General features: G+C 73.4%; 18 protein-coding genes and 1 pseudogene. 18 read left to right on the plus strand and 1 reads right to left on the minus strand.

The genetic code is table 11. From position 1 onward, the window contains the following. Positions 1 to 810: 810 nt before the first annotated feature. The 10 genes and pseudogenes from AB0K03_RS40120 to AB0K03_RS40165 form a co-directional block, all read left to right on the plus strand. Positions 811 to 1,047, plus strand: a pseudogene (locus AB0K03_RS40120) (hypothetical protein); the annotation flags it as partial. An 88-nt stretch (positions 1,048 to 1,135) separates the two neighbouring features. Further along, positions 1,136 to 1,474: a DUF167 domain-containing protein gene (locus AB0K03_RS40125; protein WP_364697083.1), complete on the plus strand. Its 339-nt coding sequence runs from the start codon at positions 1,136 to 1,138 to the stop codon at positions 1,472 to 1,474. Then, positions 1,471 to 2,979 (plus strand): potassium/proton antiporter, encoded by a 1,509-nt coding sequence (locus AB0K03_RS40130; RefSeq protein ID WP_364697091.1) that lies wholly within the window; start codon positions 1,471 to 1,473, stop codon positions 2,977 to 2,979. The genes AB0K03_RS40125 and AB0K03_RS40130 overlap by 4 nt, the downstream gene beginning before the upstream one ends. A 343-nt stretch (positions 2,980 to 3,322) precedes the next feature. Further along, a complete protein-coding gene (locus AB0K03_RS40135) occupies positions 3,323 to 3,724 on the plus strand; it encodes a TraR/DksA family transcriptional regulator (RefSeq protein WP_364697094.1) in 402 nt (133 codons plus the stop codon). Continuing rightward, positions 3,697 to 4,302, plus strand: coding sequence for a signal peptidase II (gene lspA / locus AB0K03_RS40140; RefSeq protein WP_364697140.1), 606 nt, complete (start codon positions 3,697 to 3,699; stop codon positions 4,300 to 4,302). The genes AB0K03_RS40135 and lspA overlap by 28 nt, the downstream gene beginning before the upstream one ends. Beyond that, positions 4,299 to 5,225, plus strand: a complete 927-nt coding sequence (locus tag AB0K03_RS40145) for an RluA family pseudouridine synthase (RefSeq protein ID WP_364697097.1) — start codon at positions 4,299 to 4,301, stop codon at positions 5,223 to 5,225. The genes lspA and AB0K03_RS40145 overlap by 4 nt, the downstream gene beginning before the upstream one ends. 25 nt (positions 5,226 to 5,250) lie before the next feature. Then, complete coding sequence (locus AB0K03_RS40150) at positions 5,251 to 6,264, plus strand: hypothetical protein (RefSeq protein WP_364697100.1); 1,014 nt, start codon at positions 5,251 to 5,253, stop codon at positions 6,262 to 6,264. Positions 6,265 to 6,469: 205 nt separating this feature from the next. Beyond that, a complete protein-coding gene (locus AB0K03_RS40155) occupies positions 6,470 to 8,053 on the plus strand; it encodes an AAA family ATPase (protein WP_364697103.1) in 1,584 nt (527 codons plus the stop codon). Between the two features lie 84 nt (positions 8,054 to 8,137). Further along, positions 8,138 to 11,671, plus strand: coding sequence for a DNA polymerase III subunit alpha (gene dnaE, locus AB0K03_RS40160; RefSeq protein ID WP_364697106.1), 3,534 nt, complete (start codon positions 8,138 to 8,140; stop codon positions 11,669 to 11,671). 43 nt (positions 11,672 to 11,714) lie between these two features. Beyond that, positions 11,715 to 12,494 (plus strand): hypothetical protein, encoded by a 780-nt coding sequence (locus tag AB0K03_RS40165; protein ID WP_364697109.1) that lies wholly within the window; start codon positions 11,715 to 11,717, stop codon positions 12,492 to 12,494. On the opposite strand, the gene AB0K03_RS40170 is transcribed toward AB0K03_RS40165, so the two are convergent. After that, the gene (locus AB0K03_RS40170; protein WP_364697112.1) at positions 12,409 to 13,116 is read right to left on the minus strand and encodes an LON peptidase substrate-binding domain-containing protein; all 708 of its coding nucleotides are present in this window, start codon (positions 13,114 to 13,116) and stop codon (positions 12,409 to 12,411) included. The two genes, AB0K03_RS40165 and AB0K03_RS40170, sit on opposite strands and share 86 nt — an antisense overlap. A 149-nt stretch (positions 13,117 to 13,265) precedes the next feature. Between AB0K03_RS40170 and hisD the strand changes: the two genes are divergently transcribed. The 8 genes from hisD to hisF all read left to right on the plus strand — a co-directional run. Beyond that, a complete protein-coding gene (gene hisD, locus AB0K03_RS40175) occupies positions 13,266 to 14,576 on the plus strand; it encodes a histidinol dehydrogenase (RefSeq protein WP_364697115.1) in 1,311 nt (436 codons plus the stop codon). Beyond that, positions 14,573 to 15,649, plus strand: coding sequence for a histidinol-phosphate transaminase (locus tag AB0K03_RS40180; protein WP_364697118.1), 1,077 nt, complete (start codon positions 14,573 to 14,575; stop codon positions 15,647 to 15,649). The genes hisD and AB0K03_RS40180 overlap by 4 nt, the downstream gene beginning before the upstream one ends. Further along, the gene (gene hisB, locus AB0K03_RS40185) at positions 15,646 to 16,257 is read left to right on the plus strand and encodes an imidazoleglycerol-phosphate dehydratase HisB (RefSeq protein WP_199514392.1); all 612 of its coding nucleotides are present in this window, start codon (positions 15,646 to 15,648) and stop codon (positions 16,255 to 16,257) included. Before AB0K03_RS40180 ends, hisB begins: the two co-directional genes overlap by 4 nt. Then, positions 16,254 to 16,427, plus strand: a complete 174-nt coding sequence (locus AB0K03_RS40190; protein ID WP_364697122.1) for a hypothetical protein — start codon at positions 16,254 to 16,256, stop codon at positions 16,425 to 16,427. The genes hisB and AB0K03_RS40190 overlap by 4 nt, the downstream gene beginning before the upstream one ends. Next, the gene (gene hisH, locus AB0K03_RS40195; RefSeq protein ID WP_364697125.1) at positions 16,424 to 17,044 is read left to right on the plus strand and encodes an imidazole glycerol phosphate synthase subunit HisH; all 621 of its coding nucleotides are present in this window, start codon (positions 16,424 to 16,426) and stop codon (positions 17,042 to 17,044) included. The genes AB0K03_RS40190 and hisH overlap by 4 nt, the downstream gene beginning before the upstream one ends. 32 nt (positions 17,045 to 17,076) lie before the next feature. Beyond that, on the plus strand, positions 17,077 to 17,394 hold the full coding sequence (locus tag AB0K03_RS40200; RefSeq protein WP_364697128.1) for a hypothetical protein: 318 nt from the start codon (positions 17,077 to 17,079) through the stop codon (positions 17,392 to 17,394). Positions 17,395 to 17,425: 31 nt separating this feature from the next. Continuing rightward, positions 17,426 to 18,151, plus strand: coding sequence for a bifunctional 1-(5-phosphoribosyl)-5-((5-phosphoribosylamino)methylideneamino)imidazole-4-carboxamide isomerase/phosphoribosylanthranilate isomerase PriA (gene priA / locus AB0K03_RS40205; RefSeq protein WP_364697131.1), 726 nt, complete (start codon positions 17,426 to 17,428; stop codon positions 18,149 to 18,151). Positions 18,152 to 18,161: 10 nt separating this feature from the next. Beyond that, positions 18,162 to 18,848, plus strand: a 687-nt coding sequence (gene hisF, locus AB0K03_RS40210) for an imidazole glycerol phosphate synthase subunit HisF (protein ID WP_364697134.1), incomplete at its 3' end; no start/stop codon positions are given.

Raw genomic sequence — 18,848 nt, forward strand, 5'->3', positions numbered from 1 at the left:
GCCGGGGGCTCGAGCGGGTTGCTGATCAGCTCCATCGTGGCCAGCCTGCTGGCCGCGGTGGCCCTGGTCGTGGGCGCTCGCCAGGCTTCGGCCGGCCGGCGCGCCGTCGGCGAACCCCTCACCGCCGACCCTGACCTCCAGCCGGCCGAGCCGGAGCAGTACGCCTACGCGGGCACCGGACGCCGGCGTCCCGCCGAGCCCGATCCGGCCGAGGCCTTCCTCGCGGCCCAGTCGCGCACGTCCGCCGCTCCCGAGCGGTCCGCCGTGGACGAACCGGCCGCCGGTGAGCCGTTCGACGAACCGCCATCCGGCGACGCCCGCGCGGAGAGCCCGCCGGATTCCCGCCTCGGCGACGCCGACGAGATGGCAGCCGACGACATCGACGCCGAAGCCGGCCGGGACGCCGCCTATGCCGCGGGTCAGCGCGACACCGAGGCGGCGCTCGCGGGTTCGCCCCGTACGGCGGCCGGCCCGGACGTCACCCAGCGCCTCGAGCCGGAGACCGAGCCGGGCGGCAGTTCCGGCGACGACGGTGCGGACCACGTCCCGTACTCGGGCGCGGACGCGGACCGCACCGCCGGCCGGACGCCGCAGGGCACCGACTACGACCAGGCCTCCTCGGTGATCGGCGGGGCCCGCGCGGAGGACGACGACTCCTGGCGCCGGCCCTCCGGCGAACCGGCCGAGGCCGCCGGCGATCTCGGTTACCCGGGCACACCGACCGGCTCGGAGCCGGGGACCGGCCTGGGGACGGCGGAGGCCTCAGGCGCGGCAGCAGGGGAGCTCGACGAGCCGGACCCGGACGACCCGGACGACGAGCCCCCGCCGCAGCGGGTCCGCCCGTCCGACGCCGTGCGGGTTGCACGCATGGACGCCGAGGTCGTGGTGGTGGACGGCCGCCCGCGCTACCACCTCGCCGACTGTCCGCACCTGCCGGGCCGCTCCACCGAGGCGCTGCCCGTGGCGGAGGCGGTCGAGCTGGGGTTCAGCCCGTGCGGCCTGTGCCGCCCGGTCGACCGGCTCGTCGCAGCCGCCACCCGTTCCTGAGACCGCTCCCGGCGGTGGCGCCGGTGATCACGCCTGGTCATCGGCCGACCCCGCTTCGGCGCCGGATCGAAGATCGGCACAATGAGGCATGGCCAAGCGGCGCGTGCCCCCTCCCGGATCCCGTGACCGGTCCGCTCCCGGCGGCGGCGAGCGGACCGTGGCGGTGCGCGTACGGCCCGGCGCCGGCCGTACCAGCGTGGGCGGACGCTACGACGGGCCGCACGGTCCCGCGCTGATCGTGGCGGTCGGGGCGCCGGCCGTCGACGGCCGGGCCACCGAGGCGGTGCGGCGGGCCCTGGCCGAGGCGCTGGGCGTACGCCCCGCCGCGGTGGCCCTGAAGCTCGGTGCGACCAGCCGGGACAAGGTGTTCACGGTCGCCGGCGACGTCGAGCGCCGCCTCGCGGACCTGCGCGACGGGCCGGGATGAGCCCCGGGCTCGACCTCGCGCTGCTCCTCGGGGCCGGCGTGCTGCTGGTCGCGGTGGCCGCCGTACGGCTCTCCACCCGCCTGGGCCTGCCCAGCCTCCTCGTCTACCTGCTCATCGGGATGGCGCTCGGGGAGGCCGGGTTCGGGATCCGGTTCGACGACGCCGAGCTGACCCGTACCCTCGGCTTCTGCGCCCTGATCGTGATCATCGCGGAGGGTGGGCTGACCGCCCGCTGGACCGCCCTGCGGCCCGTCCTCGGGCTGTCCGCGACCCTGGCGACGCTCGGCGTGGCCGTCAGCATCGCCGTCGTCGGGGCGGTCGTGCACTGGGCGCTCGGGCTCGACTGGCGGCTCTCGCTGCTCTACGGCGCGGTGCTGTCCTCGACCGACGCCGCGGCCGTCTTCGCCACGCTGCGGCGGCTGCGGCTGCCGCCCCGGCTGGTGTCCACCCTCGAGGCCGAGTCGGGCATGAACGACGCGCCGGTCGTGCTGCTCGTGGTCCTGCTCTCCACCGCCGTGGTCGGCCACCCGTGGTGGTACGAGCTGCTGGTCGTCGGCTACGAGCTGGTCGCCGGCGCCGCGATCGGTATCGCCGTGGGCGCGGTCGGGCGGTGGCTGCTACGGCACGCCGCGTTGCCGTCCGCCGGGCTGTACCCGATCGCCGCCGTCGGCCTCACCGTGCTGGCGTACGCGGCCGGCGCGGTCACCCACGCCTCCGGCTTCCTCGCGGTCTACGTGGCCGGGGTGGTGCTGGGCAACGGCCGCCTGCCGCACCGCCGGGCGGTCCTCGGGTTCGCCGACGGCCTCGCGTGGCTCGCGCAGATAGGCCTCTTCGTCCTGCTCGGCCTGCTCGTGTCGCCGGACGAGCTGGCACGGGTGCTCGTACCCGCCCTGGTCGTCGGTGGCGCGCTGCTGCTCCTGGCGCGTCCCGCGTCGGTCTGGGTCTCCGCTGTGGCGACCCGCAGCACCCGCCGGTTGGGCTGGCGGGGCCAGGCCTTCCTGTCCTGGGCCGGGCTGCGCGGTGCGGTGCCGATCGTGCTGGCCACGATCCCGTTGTCCAGCGCGGCTCCGGGCGCGGACGGCCTGTTCAACGCCGTCTTCGTCCTCGTGATCATCTTCACGCTGGTCCAGGCCGGGACGCTCGCCCCCGCCGCGCGCCTGCTGCGCATCACCGCCCCGGCGGAGGCCGCGGAGATCCACGTCGAGACCGCGCCGCTGGAACGCATGCGCGCCGACCTGCTGCAGATCGACGTGGCGCCGGGTTCGCGGCTCGCCGGGGTGCACATCGACGAGCTGCGGCTGCCGGTGGGGGCGAGCGTCACCCTGGTCGTACGTGACGACGCCGGCTTCGTGCCGGGACCGGACACCCGCCTGCGTACGGGCGACAGCCTGCTGATCGTGGCGACCGCGGACGTCCGGGACGTCGCGGAGCGCCGGATGCGGGCCGTGAGCCGTCGCGGCCGGCTGGCCCGCTGGTTCGGCGAGGACGGCGCCGACCGCGCCTGACGCCGTCCCCGAGCGACCGGCCGACGTCGCGTGCGTGACCCTTCGGCGCGGGCTTTCGCCGCTCGCGTCGGGTATCCGACGGTCGGAACGGGCGGTTTCTGGTGGTTGCGCCGTAACCGGGCCGGTGCGCCGTGTTGTCGCTACCCTTCACGTTCCGTATCCTTGCGTGCCTCAAGGAGTGCGCGGTCCCCATGGGCCGCGCCGTTCGTGCACGTGGGGGCCGTGCACGGGGGCCGCGTGGGGGCGCGGCCGGACCACAGGGGCGGGGACGGCGGGCGGCCGTTCCCTGCCGACCGACACCGCCGATTTCGCCGCGCTCGCCGCGCGGCCCAGGGGAGCGACGATGGCCAAGGCAACCGAGAAGGCGGCGCCCAAGCGGTCCCGTAGCGAGGCGGAGACCGAGAAGATCCGGGTCGCGCTCGTGGAACGCCGCGACGAGCTGCAGGCGGAGTACGACCAGTCGCTCAGCGAGATCACCGAGCTGCAGCGGGAGCGGCTCGCCGACTCCGCCGGGGACGACCAGGCGGACACCGGCACCAAGACGTTCGAACGCGAGCAGGAGATCACGCTCGCGAACAATCTGCTGGAGCGGATCACACAGGTGGAACGCGCCATCGAGCGGCTCGGCGAGGGCAACTACGGTTGGTGTGAGCGATGCGGCAACGCCATCCCGGTCGAGCGGCTGGCGGCGTTCCCGGTCGCGACCCTCTGTGTGTCCTGCAAGCAGCTGGAGGAACGACGCTGAACGCCGACGAGGCAGCGGACGGCACCACCGGCGTCGCGCGGCCGGCCCGGCCCGCGCTCTCGCGCCGGGCCGTGGTGGTCCTGGGCAGCACCGCGCTGCTCGCCGTCCTGCTCGATCAGATCACCAAGGAGCTCTCGACCAACGGGCTGACCGAGGGCGAGCCGGTCCGCATCCTCGGCGGGCTGGTCTACCTGTCGCTGCTGCGCAACAGCGGCGCGGCCTTCAGCCTCGGCAGCGGGTACACGTGGGTGTTCCCGCTCGTCACGCTGGCCGTGATCGGCTGGATCGGGTGGATGACCACCCGGCTGCGCTCGGTGCCCTGGGCCGTCGCGCTCGGTCTCGTGCTGGGCGGCGCGCTGGGCAACCTCGGCGACCGGCTGTTCCGGGCCCCCGGCGTGTTCCAGGGGCACGTCGTCGACATGATCAGCCTCTTCGGGCCGTACGGTGAGTATTTCGCGGTCTTCAACATCGCCGACAGCTGCCTGAGCGTCGGGGTGGTCCTCGCGGTCCTGCTCGAGCTGACCGGGCGCCAGCGGGACGGATCCCGGGTGGCGAAGAAGCAGAAGGCGGCCGCATGACCGCGCGCTCCCTGCCCGTACCGGACGGCCTGGACGGGATGCGTCTCGACCAGGCCGTGTCGCGGCTGTTCGGGCTGTCCCGCACGGCCGCCGCGTCGCTGGTCGAGAACGGCGACGCCCTCGTCGACGGGGTGCCGCGGCCCAAGTCCGACAAGGTGGCCGCGGGCGCCTGGCTCGAGGTCACGCTGCCGCCGCCGGTGACCGCGCCGGCGGTCGTGGCCGAGCCGGTGCACGGGATGGCGATCGTCTACAGCGACGACGACATCGTCGTGGTGGACAAGCCGGTCGGCGTCGCCGCGCACCCGAGCCCCGGCTGGACCGGGCCCACCGTCGTCGGCGGGCTCGCCGCGATGGGCCAGAACGTGGCCACCAGCGGCGCCGCCGAGCGGCAGGGCGTCGTGCACCGCCTCGACGTCGGCACCACCGGGCTCATGGTGGTCGCCAAGAGCGAGATGGCGTACAGCGTGCTCAAGCGGGCCTTCAAGGAGCGCGAGGTGGACAAGCGCTACCACGCGGTCGTGCAGGGCCACCTCGACCCGCTGCGCGGCACGATCGACGCGCCGATCGACCGGCACCCCACGGCCGACTACCGGTACGCGGTCATGTCCGGCGGTAAGCCCAGCGTCACGCACTACGACACGCTCGAGGCGTTCCGCTCCGCGAGCCTGGTCGACGTGAAGCTGGAGACGGGCCGTACGCATCAGATCCGGGTGCACTTCTCGGCGTTGCGGCACCCGTGCGTGGGCGATCTGACGTACGGCGCGGACCCCACGCTCGCCGCCCGCCTGCAGCTCGGCCGGCAGTGGCTGCACGCCCGCGAGCTGGGCTTCCTCCACCCCCGTACGCAGGACGAGGTCCGGTTCGTCAGCGACTACCCTGACGACCTGGGGTACGCGCTGGACGTGCTCCGCGACGCGAGCTGACGACCGCCGCCGGAGGGGAAGTCCCATGAGGCCCGGGGACCGGATGATGCCGTGGGCGGCCCGCGGGCTGTCCCGGGGCGGCGCCGGCGCGCTCCGGCAGCGTCTCCTCACCGGCCTGGCCCTGGCGGCGGCCGCCGCGATGCTCATCACGGTCGTGACGATCACCGACCGCGGTCCCGGCGTGGAGAGCCCGCCCGGTGACGTCGTCCGGGTCGGGGTGGTCGAGGGGCAGGCCGTCCCGGCGTACCTGCGGTCCAGCCGCATGGAGCTGGCGGCGCTGCTGCCCTCGTCCGGCTCGCCGGTCGCGGGGGAGACGTGGGCGCTGGTGAGCCTGGCCGCGTACTACTCGCCCGACCGGCTGCCCGGGGTGCTCGACGGCGCGGCGGTGGCTCAGGTGTACGCGCGGGCGCCGCTGCCGGACGTCCGGACCCAGGTCGTGAAGATCTCCGTCTACCGGCTGCCGCAGGACGTGGTCTCCGGGATGCTCGGCGCGGCGCTGGCCCGCGACCAGGAACAGGCCGACTACCGCAAGCTCGGCGGCGAGCTCGAGGGCGACGGGATCAACGAGGTGCGGCTGCGGCGGGCGTACGACACCGCCGCGCGCACGGCCGCCGCGGAGGCTGCCGCCTACCGGTCGCAGTGCGCCTGCGTCTTCGCCGCGGTCGTCCGGGCCGCCCCGGTGGCGCTGAACCGCATCGCCGATCGTCCCGAGGTGCGTGTGGTCGATCCGGCCCCCGAGGTGCGGCGCCTGGACCGTACGGAATTCCGCCCGGTCCTTCCGGAGGCGCCCGACCACCTCGGCCCCGTGCCGCGGTCGTCGCAGGGCGGCCCTGTTGCCCCGGAAACCCTGACACCACTACCCTCATCGACCGGGGCGAGTGTGACATCGGCCTCACCGGACGGTCCCATCCCGGGGCCGGCACAGTCCGCCAGGGCGCCGGAGGAGAGCGCTGCCGCACCGTCCGCCCCGCCCGCGAGCCCGGGTCCCGATGTGCCCGCCCCGGCCTCGGGAGCATCCCGGAGCGGGTCCAGGCGTTAATTTCTCCGTCGGCGTCGGCCGAGAGGGCCGTTCGAACCGTATGGACGGGTGGATGCACGTGCGTGTGTGGATCGCTCCGGTGATCAACGGCTCGCGCATTTGCGGCTGTACAGGTGTGGCCCGAATAGGGTGGGCGTCCGTAGCCTGTTGCGAGGCGACGACGCCGTCGAGGACCGAGTTCGAGTAGGCGCTGGGAGGACGAGCCGTGGACGGGACCGAGACCGGCTGGGGCCGGCCTGCGGAACCAGCCCCGCGTTGGCGGGCGCTGCTCGACCGCGCCCGGCACGGATCCCGGACGGCCGAGGAGTCCGAGGCCGAGCAGGACGATCCGGAGGCCGCCGCGCGCCGCCAGGCGGGCGCGCCGCCGCTGCCCAGCCGCCCGGTGGGCCGCCCGTTCAACCCGCTCGACCCGCGGCTGCGCGAGCAGGCCGGCCGCGACGCGCCGCACAACGGCTACGCGCCCGCGCCGCCCCCGCCGCCGGTGAACCCGCTCGAGCGGCGTCCCGGCCGGGCCAGCCTCGGCGAGCGCCTCGGCGCCTCGGAGCCGCTGCCGCCGCCGGAGCGCCCCGCCGCCGACCCGCGCGGCCCGGACCCGCGCGGCTTCGATCCCCGTGGCCCGGAGCCGCGGCCGGTCAACCCGCTCGAGGCCCGCCGGCAGTCCCGCATCGGCGAGGGCTTCCAGGCCCGCCCCGACGCCGAGCCGCACAGCTTCTTCAACCCGGCGACCCGGTCGGTGCCGCCGCCGTTCGGCCGGGTCAGCCCCGAGCAGGCCCCGCCCAGCCGCGGGGCCGCCTCGGTCGGTTCCGCGTCCGTGCTGCCCCCGCCCGTCGCTCCGCCGCCCGTCGCCCCGCCGCCGCTGACGGCGCCGGGCGCGCCGCCGCTCGCCGCGCCGGGCGTTCCGCCGATGAGCGGGCCGCCGCGCAGTGCCGCCGCACCGACCTCGCCGGCGGCGCGCATCGAGTGGCGGCAGACCCGGCCCGAGCCGGAGGACCGGGCGGCCTCGGTGCTGCGGCGCAAGCTCGGCAAGCCGCGTGTGCTCGCCTTCGCCAACCCCAAGGGCGGCGTGCACAAGACCACTGCCACCGTGCTGGCCGCCGCCACGATCGGCAGCGTGCGCGGCCGCGGGGTGCTCGCCTGGGACGACAACGAGCTGCGCGGCACGCTGGGCCTGCGCGCCGGCAGCGCCCGGCACGCGCGCACGATCCGGCACCTGGTCAGCGACCTGCTCCAGATCGAGAACATGCACGGCAACGAGCTGATGCAGTTCTTCGACGGCTACCTGCGGCACGCCTCCGACGGGTCGTACGACGTGCTCGCCGGCGAGGAGAACCCGCGGTTCGCCCAGCGGCTGGACCAGGGCACGGTGCGGCGGGTGATGGACCTGCTGCGGCGTACCCACGACGTGGTCTGTGTGGACACCGGCAACAACGTCGAGAGCGTCAACTGGCAGACCGTCATGCGCAGCGCCGACCAGCTGGTCGTCACGACGGTGCCGCGCGAGGACGCCGCCTTCACCGCCGACTGGATGCTCGACGTGCTCAACGAGACCGGCATGGAGGACCTGGTCGCCAACGCGGTGACGCTGATCTCCTGCCCCTCGCCGGGCAAGCTGCCGCTGCTCGACGACCTCGCCAAGCACTTCGCCACCCGCACCCGCGCGGTCGCGGTGGTGCCGTACGACCCGGCCCTGGAGGTCGGCTCCTCCATCGAGTACGGGGTGCTGCAGCCGGAGACCAAGCAGGCGTGGCTGCGCGCCGCCGCTGTGATGATCGAGCCATTCGCCGAATAGGCGGGTGTCAGCGGTGCCGCCCGCCGCGGGCCGGGACTAGGCTCTCAGGGCCGACAACCGCCGCGGGAGTAAGGGGGGCCCTGGGTGTCTGACTCGTTCGTGCACCTCCACGTGCACACCGAGTATTCGATGCTCGACGGCGCCGCGAGGCTGAAGGACCTGTTCACCGAGGCCAATCGTCTCGGGATGCCCGCCGTGGCGATCACCGACCACGGCAACATGCACGGGGCGTACGACTTCTACACGCAGGCGACCGCGGCGGGGATCACGCCGGTCATCGGCATCGAGGCGTACGTGGCCCCCGAGTCCCGCCTGCACAAGGCGCGCGTCAAGTGGGGCCGCCCGGAGCAGAAGTCCGACGACATCTCCGGTAACGGCGCGATCACCCACAAGACGATGTGGGCGCGCAACGCGCAGGGCCTGAAGAACCTGTTCCGCCTCAGCAGCCGCGCGTCCATGGAGGGCCACTACGTGAAGTGGCCGCGGATGGACATGGACATCATCGCCGAGCACGCCGAGGGCATCATGGCCACCACCGGCTGCCCCTCCGGCGCGGTGCAGACCCGGCTGCGCCTGGGACAGGACGAGGAGGCCTTCAAGGTCGCCGCGCAGTACCAGGAGATCTTCGGCAAGGACAACTACTTCCTCGAGATCATGGACCACGGCCTCGAGATCGAGAACCGGGTCCGCGACGGCCTCCTCGACATCAGCCGCCGGCTCGGCATCCCGCCGCTGGTCACCAACGACTCGCACTACACCCACGAGTCGCAGGCCGAGGCGCACGACGTGCTGCTGTGCGTGCAGACCGGCAGCAACATCGCCGACCCCAACCGGTTCCGCTTCGACGGCGGCGGCTACTTCATCAAGTCCGCCGACCAGATGCGCGCGGTGGACTCCTCCGACGCCTGGCTGGAGGGCTGCCGCAACACGCTGCTGGTGGCCGAGAAGGTCGACACCGAGGGCATGTTCACCTTCAAGAACCTCATGCCGCGGTTCCCGGTGCCCGAGGGGCACACCGAGGAGTCCTGGTTCCGGCACGAGGCGTTCGAGGGGCTCAAGCGCCGGTTCCCGGACGGCATCCCGGAGACCCACATCAAGCAGGCGGAGTACGAGCTCGGCGTCATCAGCCAGATGGGCTTCCCGTCGTACTTCCTCGTGGTCGCCGACTTCATCCAGTGGTCCAAGCGCAACGGCATCGCGGTCGGCCCGGGCCGCGGCTCGGCGGCCGGCTCGCTGATCGCGTACGCGATGGGCATCACCGACCTGGACCCGCTTCCGCACGGCCTGATCTTCGAGCGGTTCCTCAACCCCGAGCGCGTGTCCATGCCCGACGTCGACATCGACTTCGACGAGCGCCGGCGCGGCGAGGTGATCCGCTACGTCACCGAGCGGTGGGGCGAGGACAAGGTCGCGCAGATCGCCACGTTCGGCACGATCAAGGCCAAGGCCGCGATCAAGGACTCGGCCCGGGTGCTCGGCTACCCGTTCGCGGTGGGCGACCGGATCACCAAGGCGCTGCCGCCGGACGTGATGGGCAAGGGCATCCCGCTCTCCGGCATCTTCGACAAGGAGCACAAGCGGTACGGCGAGGCCGGCGAGGTCCGGGCCCTGTACGAGCAGGACCCCGACGTCAAGAAGGTCATCGACACCGCCCGCGGCATCGAGGGCCTGATCCGGCAGACCGGCGTGCACGCCGCCGGCGTGATCATGAGCGCCGAGCCGATCATCGACCACATCCCGCTCATGCGCCGCGCCACCGACGGTGTGATCATCACGCAGTTCGACTATCCGACGTGCGAGACGCTCGGGCTGCTGAAGATGGACTTCCTCGGCCTGCGCAACCTGACGATCCTCGACGACGCCGTGAAGAACATCCAGCTCAACCACGGCAAGGAGCTGGACCTGCTGGCCCTGCCGCTGGATGACAAGGCGTCGTACGAGCTGCTCGCCCGCGGTGACACGCTGGGCGTCTTCCAGCTCGACGGCGGCCCGATGCGGTCGCTGCTGCGGCTGATGAAGCCGGACAACTTCGAGGACATCTCCGCCGTCCTGGCGCTGTACCGGCCCGGCCCGATGGGCGTCGAGTCGCACACCAACTACGCGCTGCGCAAGAACAAGCTCCAGGACATCACGCCCATTCACCCCGAGCTGGAGGAGCCGCTCCGGGAGATCCTCGAGCCGACGTACGGCCTGATCGTCTACCAGGAGCAGGTGCAGCGCGCCGCGCAGATCCTCGCCGGGTACAGCCTGGGCCAGGCCGACCTGCTGCGCCGGGCGATGGGCAAGAAGAAGAAGGAGATCCTCGACAAGGAGTTCATCCCCTTCCGCGACGGCTGCCGCGAGCACGGCTACAGCGACGAGGCGATCCAGGCGGTGTGGGACGTGCTGGTCCCGTTCGCCGGCTACGCGTTCAACAAGGCGCACTCGGCCGCGTACGGCCTGGTGTCGTACTGGACGGCGTACCTGAAGGCGCACTACCCGGCGGAGTACATGGCCGGGCTGCTGACCAGCGTCGGCGACGACAAGGACAAGATGGCGATGTACCTGGCCGAGTGCCGGCGCATGGGCATCCAGGTCCTGCCGCCCGACGTCAACGAGTCCGCCGGCCCGTTCACCCCGGTCGGCAAGGACATCCGGTTCGGTCTCGCCGCGATCCGCAACGTCGGGCACAACGTGGTGGAGGCGGTCGCCCGCTGCCGCGAGGAGAAGGGCAAGTATCAGGACTTCTACGACTTCCTGTCCAAGGTGGACGCCGTCGCCTGCAACAAGAAGACGATCGAATCCCTGATCAAGGCCGGCGCCTTCGACTCGATGAAGCACAGCCGTAAGGGCCTGCTGGCGGTGCACGCCGAGGCCATCGACGCTTACGCCGACGTCAAGCGCAACGAGGCCGCGGGCCAGTTCGACCTCTTCGGCGCGTTCGGCGACGAGGCCGGCGGCAGCTCCGCGACCGTGGCCATGCCCCCCATCACCGACGGCGAGTGGGACAAGCGCGACAAGCTCGCCTTCGAACGCGAGATGCTCGGCCTCTACGTCTCCGACCACCCGCTCGCGGGTCTCGAGCAGGTGCTGGCGAACGCGGCCGACACCACGATCGCGGCGCTCAACGAGGAGGGATCCGTCCCGGACGGCCAGGTCGTCACGCTCGCCGGCATCCTCACCGGAGTCCAGCGGCGCATCACCAAGCAGGGCCGGGCCTGGGCGTCGGCCACGCTGGAGGACCTCGCCGGCGGGGTGGAGACGCTGTTCTTCCCCAACACGTACGAGGTCATCGGCCAGTACATCGCCGAGGACGCGATCGTCGTCGTGAAGGGGCGGGTCGACCGCCGCGACGACACCCCGCGGATCATGGCGATGGACATGTCGATGCCGGACGTCACGCACAACCCGGACACCAAGCCGATCACGCTGACCATGCCGATCACCCGCTGCACGCCGCCGCTGGTGTCGGAGCTCAAGGAGATCCTGGTCAGCCACCCCGGCGACAGCGAGGTGCACGTCCACCTGCTCAACGGCAGCCGGACCACGGTCATGCGTCTCGGCGGCTTCAAGGTCGCGCCGACGCCGGCCCTGCGCGCCGACCTGAAGATGATCCTCGGCCCGTCGGCGGTCGCCTGATGGTCCGCGGCACACGCCCGGCGCGACCTGGCAGGATCGTGGGGTGAACCCCGGTCAGGAGCAGGGCCCGTCCTTCTACGAGCAGCAGCCCGCGTACCCGTACGGGCCGCCGCCGCAGGAGTTCGGGTTCGAGGCGCCGCGCCCGGCCCGCAGCCGCCGCCGCGCGGTCGCCGTCACGGCCCTGATCACGCTCGCCATGGCCGTCGCCGGTGGCCCGCTGGGGCTGCTCTGGTCGTGGCTGGCGCCGTCCGTGCCGGTCGTCAACGCCGGGCAGAACGGCATCGTCGTCAACGACCCGTCGCCGGAGGAGTACATCGCGGCCGACGGCTGGTTCACCCTCATCGGCTTCGGGTTCGGGCTGGTCGCCGCGATCGTCGTGTGGCTGGTGCTGCGCCGCGACCGCGGTCCGGCGTTACTGCTGGGCGTCGTGCTCGGCGGGCTCGCCTCGTCGGCCACGATGTGGGGGACCGGGCGGGTCATCGGGCTGAGCGCCTGGAACGCCTGGCAGCGGAACTCGGCGGTGGGGGACTCGTACCAGCGGCCGCCGGACCTGCACGCGCACGGGGCGCTGCTGGTGGCGGCCTTCGCCGCCGTCATCGTCACCACGCTGCTGGCCGGCTGGTCCAACGACCCGGACCTGGACCGGCCCGGCGCGAAGCCCGGCTACGGCCAGGATCTGGACGGCCGGGACCCGGACGGCGACGACCCGCAGGACCGGGATCCGGCGGCCGCGCCGATCAGTTCGGGCTCACCGGACGCGCCAGATCCGACAGCGGCACCGGCACCGCCCGCACCCTGGCCAGCAGACCCGCCTCGCGGTTGAGCAGCCGCAGCTCCGCGCGCAGCCGGGTCGCCGTGTCCGGCGCGGCGAGCAGCTCCTGCCGCTCGTCGGTGGTCAGCTGCGCGGTCGCCGCGACCAGGTGCGAGAGCACGGTCGGGTCGTCCGGCACCTGGTCGAGCACCTCCGAGTCGGGGCGCAACAGGTCCAGATAGGTGCGGAAGGCGGCCAGCACCCGCGGCGCCAGCAGCTCGGCGGTCCCTCCGCTCGCCTCCTCGTCGGGCAGCCACTCCACCTCGGCCGTCAGGTACGGATGCGTCGCGGCCGGGAGACTCACCAGCCGGAACCGCCGCCGCCCGACCGTCACGATGTCGAAGCGGCCGTCCGGCAGCTCGGTGACCTGGCGCAGCTCGGCGGTGCACCCCACGTCGTACAGCTCGTCCGGGGTGACCGCGCCGCCCGCGGGCGCCTCGCCGTCGCCGTCGCCGGGCAGCACCTCGGAGCCGTGCCGCAACGTCACGACGCCGAACTCGTGCGGCTCGGCGTCGGTCGTGGCGACCAGGTCGCGCACGAGCGTGCGGTACCGCTCCTCGAAGATGTGCAGGGGCAGGACCAGGCCGGGAAAGAGCACCGTGCCCAGCGGGAAGACCGGGAGAATCGCGCCCACGGCACGAGCGTATCGGCATGGTCGCTTTCCGCGCGCCTCCCGCAGCGGTGATCTTTGTCCGGGGGTTCGGCAAAAGCCGCATAGTCGCTCTTCTCACTGCCTGGAACCGCGCCGGGGCCCCGCCGGCATCCCGGCCTAGACTTGTCGGCGTGCTGAATCGGATCGACCTGCGCGGCTCCCGCCGGGACCCGCGCGGTCTGCTGCCCCGTGCCCAGCTCGACGTCTCCCAGGCCGTCGAGAAGATCCGCCCCGTCGTGGAGGCGGTCCGGGAGCATGGTTTCGCAGCGATCCGGGAGGCCACCGAGAAATTCGACGGGGTACGCCTCGAGCGCCTGCGCGTGCCCGCCGAGGCGATCGCGGCCGCCGCCGAGGCGCTGGACCCCGACGTCCGCGCCGCGCTGCTCGTGGCGATCGAGCGGGCCCGCAAAGTGCACGCCGACCAGCGCCGCACCGACGTCACCACCCAGGTCGTGCCCGGCGGCAGCGTCACCGAGCGCTGGGTGCCGGTGTCCCGGGTCGGCCTCTACGTCCCCGGCGGCCTCGCGGTCTACCCCTCCACCGTCGTCATGAACGTGGTGCCCGCCCAGGCGGCCGGCGTCGCCTCCCTGGTCGTGGCCAGCCCGCCGCAGCAGGAGAACGGCGGCCTGCCCGACGCGCGTGTGCTGGCGGCGTGCGCGCTGCTCGGCGTCGACGAGGTGTACGCGGCCGGCGGCGCCCAGGCCGTCGCCATGCTCGGCTACGGCTCCGACGGCGCCGACGAGAGCGACCGCTGCGAGCCCGTCGACGTCATCACCGGCCCGGGCAACATCTGGGTCACCGCGGCCAAGCGGCTGCTGCAGGGCACGGTCGGCATCGACGCCGAGGCCGGCCCTACCGAGATCGCGATCCTCGCCGACGACACCGCCTCGCCGGTGCACGTCGCCGCCGACCTGATCAGCCAGGCCGAGCACGACCCCCTGGCCGCCAGCGTGCTGGTCACCGACTCGCCCGAGCTGGCCGACGCGGTCGACGCGCAGCTGGCCGTGCAGGTGCCGGCCACCAAGCACGAAGCCCGGGTGCGCGAGGCGCTGGGCGGCACGCAGTCCGGCGTGGTGCTCGTCGACGACCTGGCCCAAGGGCTCGCGGTCGTGGACGCGTACGCGGCCGAGCACCTGGAGATCCAGACTCGGGACGCCCGCGAGTGGGCCATGCGGGTCCGCAACGCCGGGGCGATCTTCGTCGGGGCGTACTCGCCGGTCTCGCTCGGCGACTACGCGGCCGGCTCCAACCACGTGCTGCCCACCGCCGGCTGCGCCCGCCACTCCTCCGGGCTGTCCGTGCAGTCGTTCCTGCGCGGCATCCACGTCGTGGAGTACGACGAGGCCGCCCTGCGCGACGTCGCCCCGCACGTGGTGGCCCTCGCCAACGCCGAGGACCTGCCCGCGCACGGCCAGGCCGTGACGGCCCGGTTCGCGTCGTGACCACCGTCGACGATCTGCCGATCCGCGACGACCTGCGGGGCAAGTCGCCGTACGGCGCGCCCCAGCTCGACGTCGCGGTGCGGCTGAACACCAACGAGAACTCGTACGCGGTGCCCGACGCCGTGGTGGACGAGATCGCCAAGGCGGTCCAGGCCGAGCTGCGCGACCTCAACCGCTACCCGGACCGCGACGCCGTCGCCCTGCGCGCCGACCTCGCGGACTACCTGGGGCACGGGCTGAGCACCGCGAACGTCTGGGCGGCCAACGGCTCCAACGAGGTGCAGCAGCAGCTGCTGCAGGCGTTCGGCGGACCGGGCCGCACGGCGCTCGGCTTCGGCCCGTCGTACTCGATGCACCCGCTACTCGCGGCCGGCACCGGCACCCGCTGGATCGGTGCGCTGCGCGACCCCGACTTCGGGCTCACCCCGGCCGCCGCGGTCGCGCAGATCGAAGAGCACCAGCCGGATCTGGTCTTCCTCTGCTCGCCCAACAACCCGACCGGCACCGCGCTCGACCCGTCGGTGATCGACGCCGTGCTCGGCGTGGCGAAGGGCATGGTGCTGGTCGACGAGGCGTATTTCGAGTTCGCCCGGCCGGGCACACCCAGCGCGCTGGTGCTGCTGCCCGGCCACCCGCGGCTCGTCGTGACGCGCACGATGAGCAAGGCGTTCGGCTTCGCCGGTGGCCGGCTCGGCTACCTGGCGGCCGATCCCGCCGTGGTCGACGCCGTCCAGCTCGTGCGCCTGCCGTACCACCTGTCGAGCCTGACCCAGGCGGCCGCGCGCGCCGCGGTCACCCAGCGGGACGCCCTGCTGGCCGGCGTCGAGGCCATCAAGCAGCAGCGCGACCGCATCGTGGCGACGCTGCGGGCGCGCGGCGTGCGGGTGGCCGACAGCGACGCCAACTTCGTGCTGTTCGAGGCGGGCGCCGACCAGGCCGCCGTGTGGCGGGCGTTCCTGGACCGCGGTGTGCTCATCCGCGACGTCGGCCTGCCCGGCTGGCTGCGGGTCACCGCGGGCACCGAGACCGAGACATCCGCCTTCCTGAGCGCCGCCGAGGAGATCCTGTCGTGAGCCGCACCGCGCGCGTCGAGCGCGTCACCAACGAGACCAAGGTCCTCGTCGAGATCGACCTCGACGGCACCGGCAAGGGCGACCTCGCCACCGGCGTCGGCTTCTACGACCACATGCTCAACCAGCTGGCCAAGCACGGCGGCTTCGACCTCACCGTGCGCACCGAGGGCGACCTGGAGATCGACGCCCACCACACCATGGAGGACACGGCGATCGCGCTGGGCGAGGCGTTCGCGCGGGCGCTCGGCGACAAGGCCGGCATCCGGCGGTACGGCTCCGCCACGATCCCCATGGACGAGGTGCTGTGCCGCGCCGCGGTCGACCTGTCCGGCCGGCCGTACGTGGTGCACGACGAACCGGAGCTGGCGCCGTACATCGGGCCGGTCTACCCGACGAGCATGACCCGGCACATCTTCGAGTCCTTCGGCCACACCGCCAAGGTGACGCTGCACGTGAGCGTGCTCCGGGCGGCCCGCGACGGCGGCCGCCCCGACGCCCACCACGTCGTCGAGGCGCAGTTCAAGGCGTTCTCCCGCGCCCTGCGCGAGGCCGTCGAGATCGACCCGCGCAACGCCGGGGCGCTGCCGTCCACCAAGGGTGTGCTGTGAGCAGCATCGTCCCGGTCCTGCTGCTGGCCCTCGCCGGCATCCTCGTCGGCGGCGTGGTCTCGCTCGTCCGGCAGGGCGCCACCAAGTTCTCGATCGGCCTGGTCGCCGTGCTCGCCCTGCTGGCGCTGGCCGGTGGCGTGTTGTGGCTCATCCCGGGAGACAACACATGAGTTCCGTCGTGATCCTCGACTACGGGTCGGGCAACCTGCGCTCGGCCGAGCGTGCGGTGGCGCGTACCGGTGCCGACGTGACCGTGACCGACGACCTGGCCGCGGCCGCCGACGCCGACGGCCTGGTCGTGCCGGGCGTCGGCGCGTACGCCGCCTGCATGGCGGGCATCGAGAAGCTGGGCGCCGGGCCGGTCATCGCCGAGCGGGTCGCCGCCGGCCGCCCGGTCCTGGGCATCTGCGTCGGCATGCAGATCCTCTTCGAGACCGGCGTGGAGCACGGCGTCGAGAGCCGCGGCCTGGGCCTGCTGCCCGGCGCGGTGACCAAGCTCGCCGCGCGGCGCATCCCGCACATGGGCTGGAACACGGTCACCGTGCCGCCCGGGTCGGTCCTGCTCGACGGACTGGCGTCGGACACCCGGTTCTACTTCGTGCATTCGTACGCGGCGCAGAACCTCGGCGCGCTGTCCGAGGCGGGCGCCACGGTGACCACGGCGGCTCACGACGGGCCGTTCGCCGCGGTGGTGGAGCACGGGGCGCTGTCGGCCGCGCAGTTCCACCCGGAGAAGTCCGCCGACGCCGGCTACGCGCTGCTGCGCAACTGGGTCTCCCGGCTGTGATCCCGCTTCGCGCCGTCGCCGGGGCGTGACCGGTGTCGAAGGAGAGAGCCCGGCGGCGGGCGGAACGGCTCGCCGTCCTGGAGAAGGAGAAGGCCGCCCGCGCCCGCAAGGTCGCCCGCCGGCAGCGCCGCCGCGCTCTCGTCCGCAAGCTCACGCCGCAACGCCGCAGCTCCGGCCGCCTGTACCGGCGCAGCCGGGCGCAGCGCTTCGGCATCGTCGTCGTCCCGCTGGTGGCCTCGGCCACCGTCTGGTTCCTCGTGCCGGAGCTCGCCCTCCGGCTCGTGCTCATCGCCATGATCGTGCTCGTCCTGCCGGCCCTGGTCGTCGTCGTCCTCGGCCGCCGTTCCTAGTTCTCGCCGTCTCTTACCTGGGAGCCTCGCCGTGACCCTTGCCCTGCTGCCCGCTGTCGACGTCGCCGACGGTCAGGCGGTGCGCCTCGTCCAGGGCGCCGCCGGCTCCGAGACCGGCTACGGCGACCCGCTCGAGGCCGCCCTCGCCTGGCAGAACGACGGCGCGGAGTGGGTGCACCTCGTCGACCTCGACGCCGCCTTCGGCCGCGGCTCGAACGCCGCCCTGCTCGCGGACGTGGTCGGCCGGCTCGACGTGAAGGTGGAGCTGTCCGGCGGCATCCGCGACGACGAGTCGCTGCGCGCCGCGCTCGGCACCGGCGCGGCCCGCGTCAACATCGGCACGGCCGCCCTCGAGGACCCCGAATGGTGCGACCGCATCTGCGGCGAGTACGGCGACCGCGTCGCCATCGGCCTGGACGTGCGCGGCCGTACGCTGTCGGCCCGCGGCTGGACCCGTGACGGCGGCGACCTGTACGAGGTCCTCGAACGCCTCGACAAGGCCGGCGCGGCCCGGTACGTGGTCACCGACATCACCAAGGACGGCACCATGAAGGGGCCGAACCTGGAGCTGCTGCGCGAGGTCTGCGCCCGTACGCCGGCCCCGGTCATCGCCAGCGGCGGCGTCTCCACTCTGGACGACCTGCGCGCGCTGGCCACCCTGGAACCGGTCGGCGTCGAGGGCGTGATCGCGGGCAAGGCCCTGTACGCGGGCGCGTTCACGGTCGCCGAGGCGCTCGCCGTCCTCTCGTCCCGATAGGGGGAACATCATGACGGTGGCGGTACGGGTCATCCCCTGTCTCGACGTCGACGCGGGGCGCGTGGTCAAGGGCGTCAACTTCCTCGACCTGCGCGACGCCGGCGACCCCGTGGAGCTCGCGGCGGCGTACGACGCGGCCGGGGCGGACGAGCTGACCTTCCTCGACGTCACGGCCTCGTCGGACGACCGCGGCACGATGCTCGACGTGGTACGCCGTACCGCCGAGTCGGTCTTCATCCCGCTCACCGTGGGCGGTGGCGTCCGCTCGGTGGACAACGTCGACACGCTGCTGCGCGCGGGCGCCGACAAGGTGGGTGTCAACACGGCGGCCATCCACCGCCCCGAGCTGATCTCCGAGATCGCCGACCGCTTCGGCAACCAGGTCCTCGTGCTGTCCCTCGACGTCCGCCGCGTCGCGTCCGGCCCGGGCCCCGAGCACCCCAGCGGCTGGGAGGTCACCACCCACGGCGGCCGCCGGAGCGCGGGCCTCGACGCGGTCGGCTGGGCCCGCCGCGTCGCCGAGCTCGGCGCGGGGGAGATCCTGCTCAACTCGATGGACGCCGACGGCACCAAGGCCGGCTTCGACCTGGACCTCATCGCGGCGGTCCGCGCGGTCGTCGACATCCCGGTGATCGCCAGCGGCGGCGCGGGCAAGATCGAACACTTCCCGCCGGCCGTCGCGGCGGGCGCGGACGCG

Origin of the sequence: Actinoplanes sp. NPDC049316 (assembly GCF_040677315.1) — a bacterium.
Taxonomy (GTDB): Bacteria; Actinomycetota; Actinomycetes; order Mycobacteriales; family Micromonosporaceae; genus Actinoplanes.

Coding starts and splice junctions, on each gene's coding strand:
- AB0K03_RS40125 (WP_364697083.1), top strand. CDS start 1,136: ATGGCCAAGCGGCGCGTGCCCCCTCCCGGATCCCGTGACCGGTCCGCT.
- AB0K03_RS40130 (WP_364697091.1), top strand. CDS start 1,471: ATGAGCCCCGGGCTCGACCTCGCGCTGCTCCTCGGGGCCGGCGTGCTG.
- AB0K03_RS40135 (WP_364697094.1), top strand. CDS start 3,323: ATGGCCAAGGCAACCGAGAAGGCGGCGCCCAAGCGGTCCCGTAGCGAG.
- AB0K03_RS40145 (WP_364697097.1), top strand. CDS start 4,299: ATGACCGCGCGCTCCCTGCCCGTACCGGACGGCCTGGACGGGATGCGT.
- AB0K03_RS40150 (WP_364697100.1), top strand. CDS start 5,251: ATGAGGCCCGGGGACCGGATGATGCCGTGGGCGGCCCGCGGGCTGTCC.
- hisH (WP_364697125.1), top strand. CDS start 16,424: ATGAGTTCCGTCGTGATCCTCGACTACGGGTCGGGCAACCTGCGCTCG.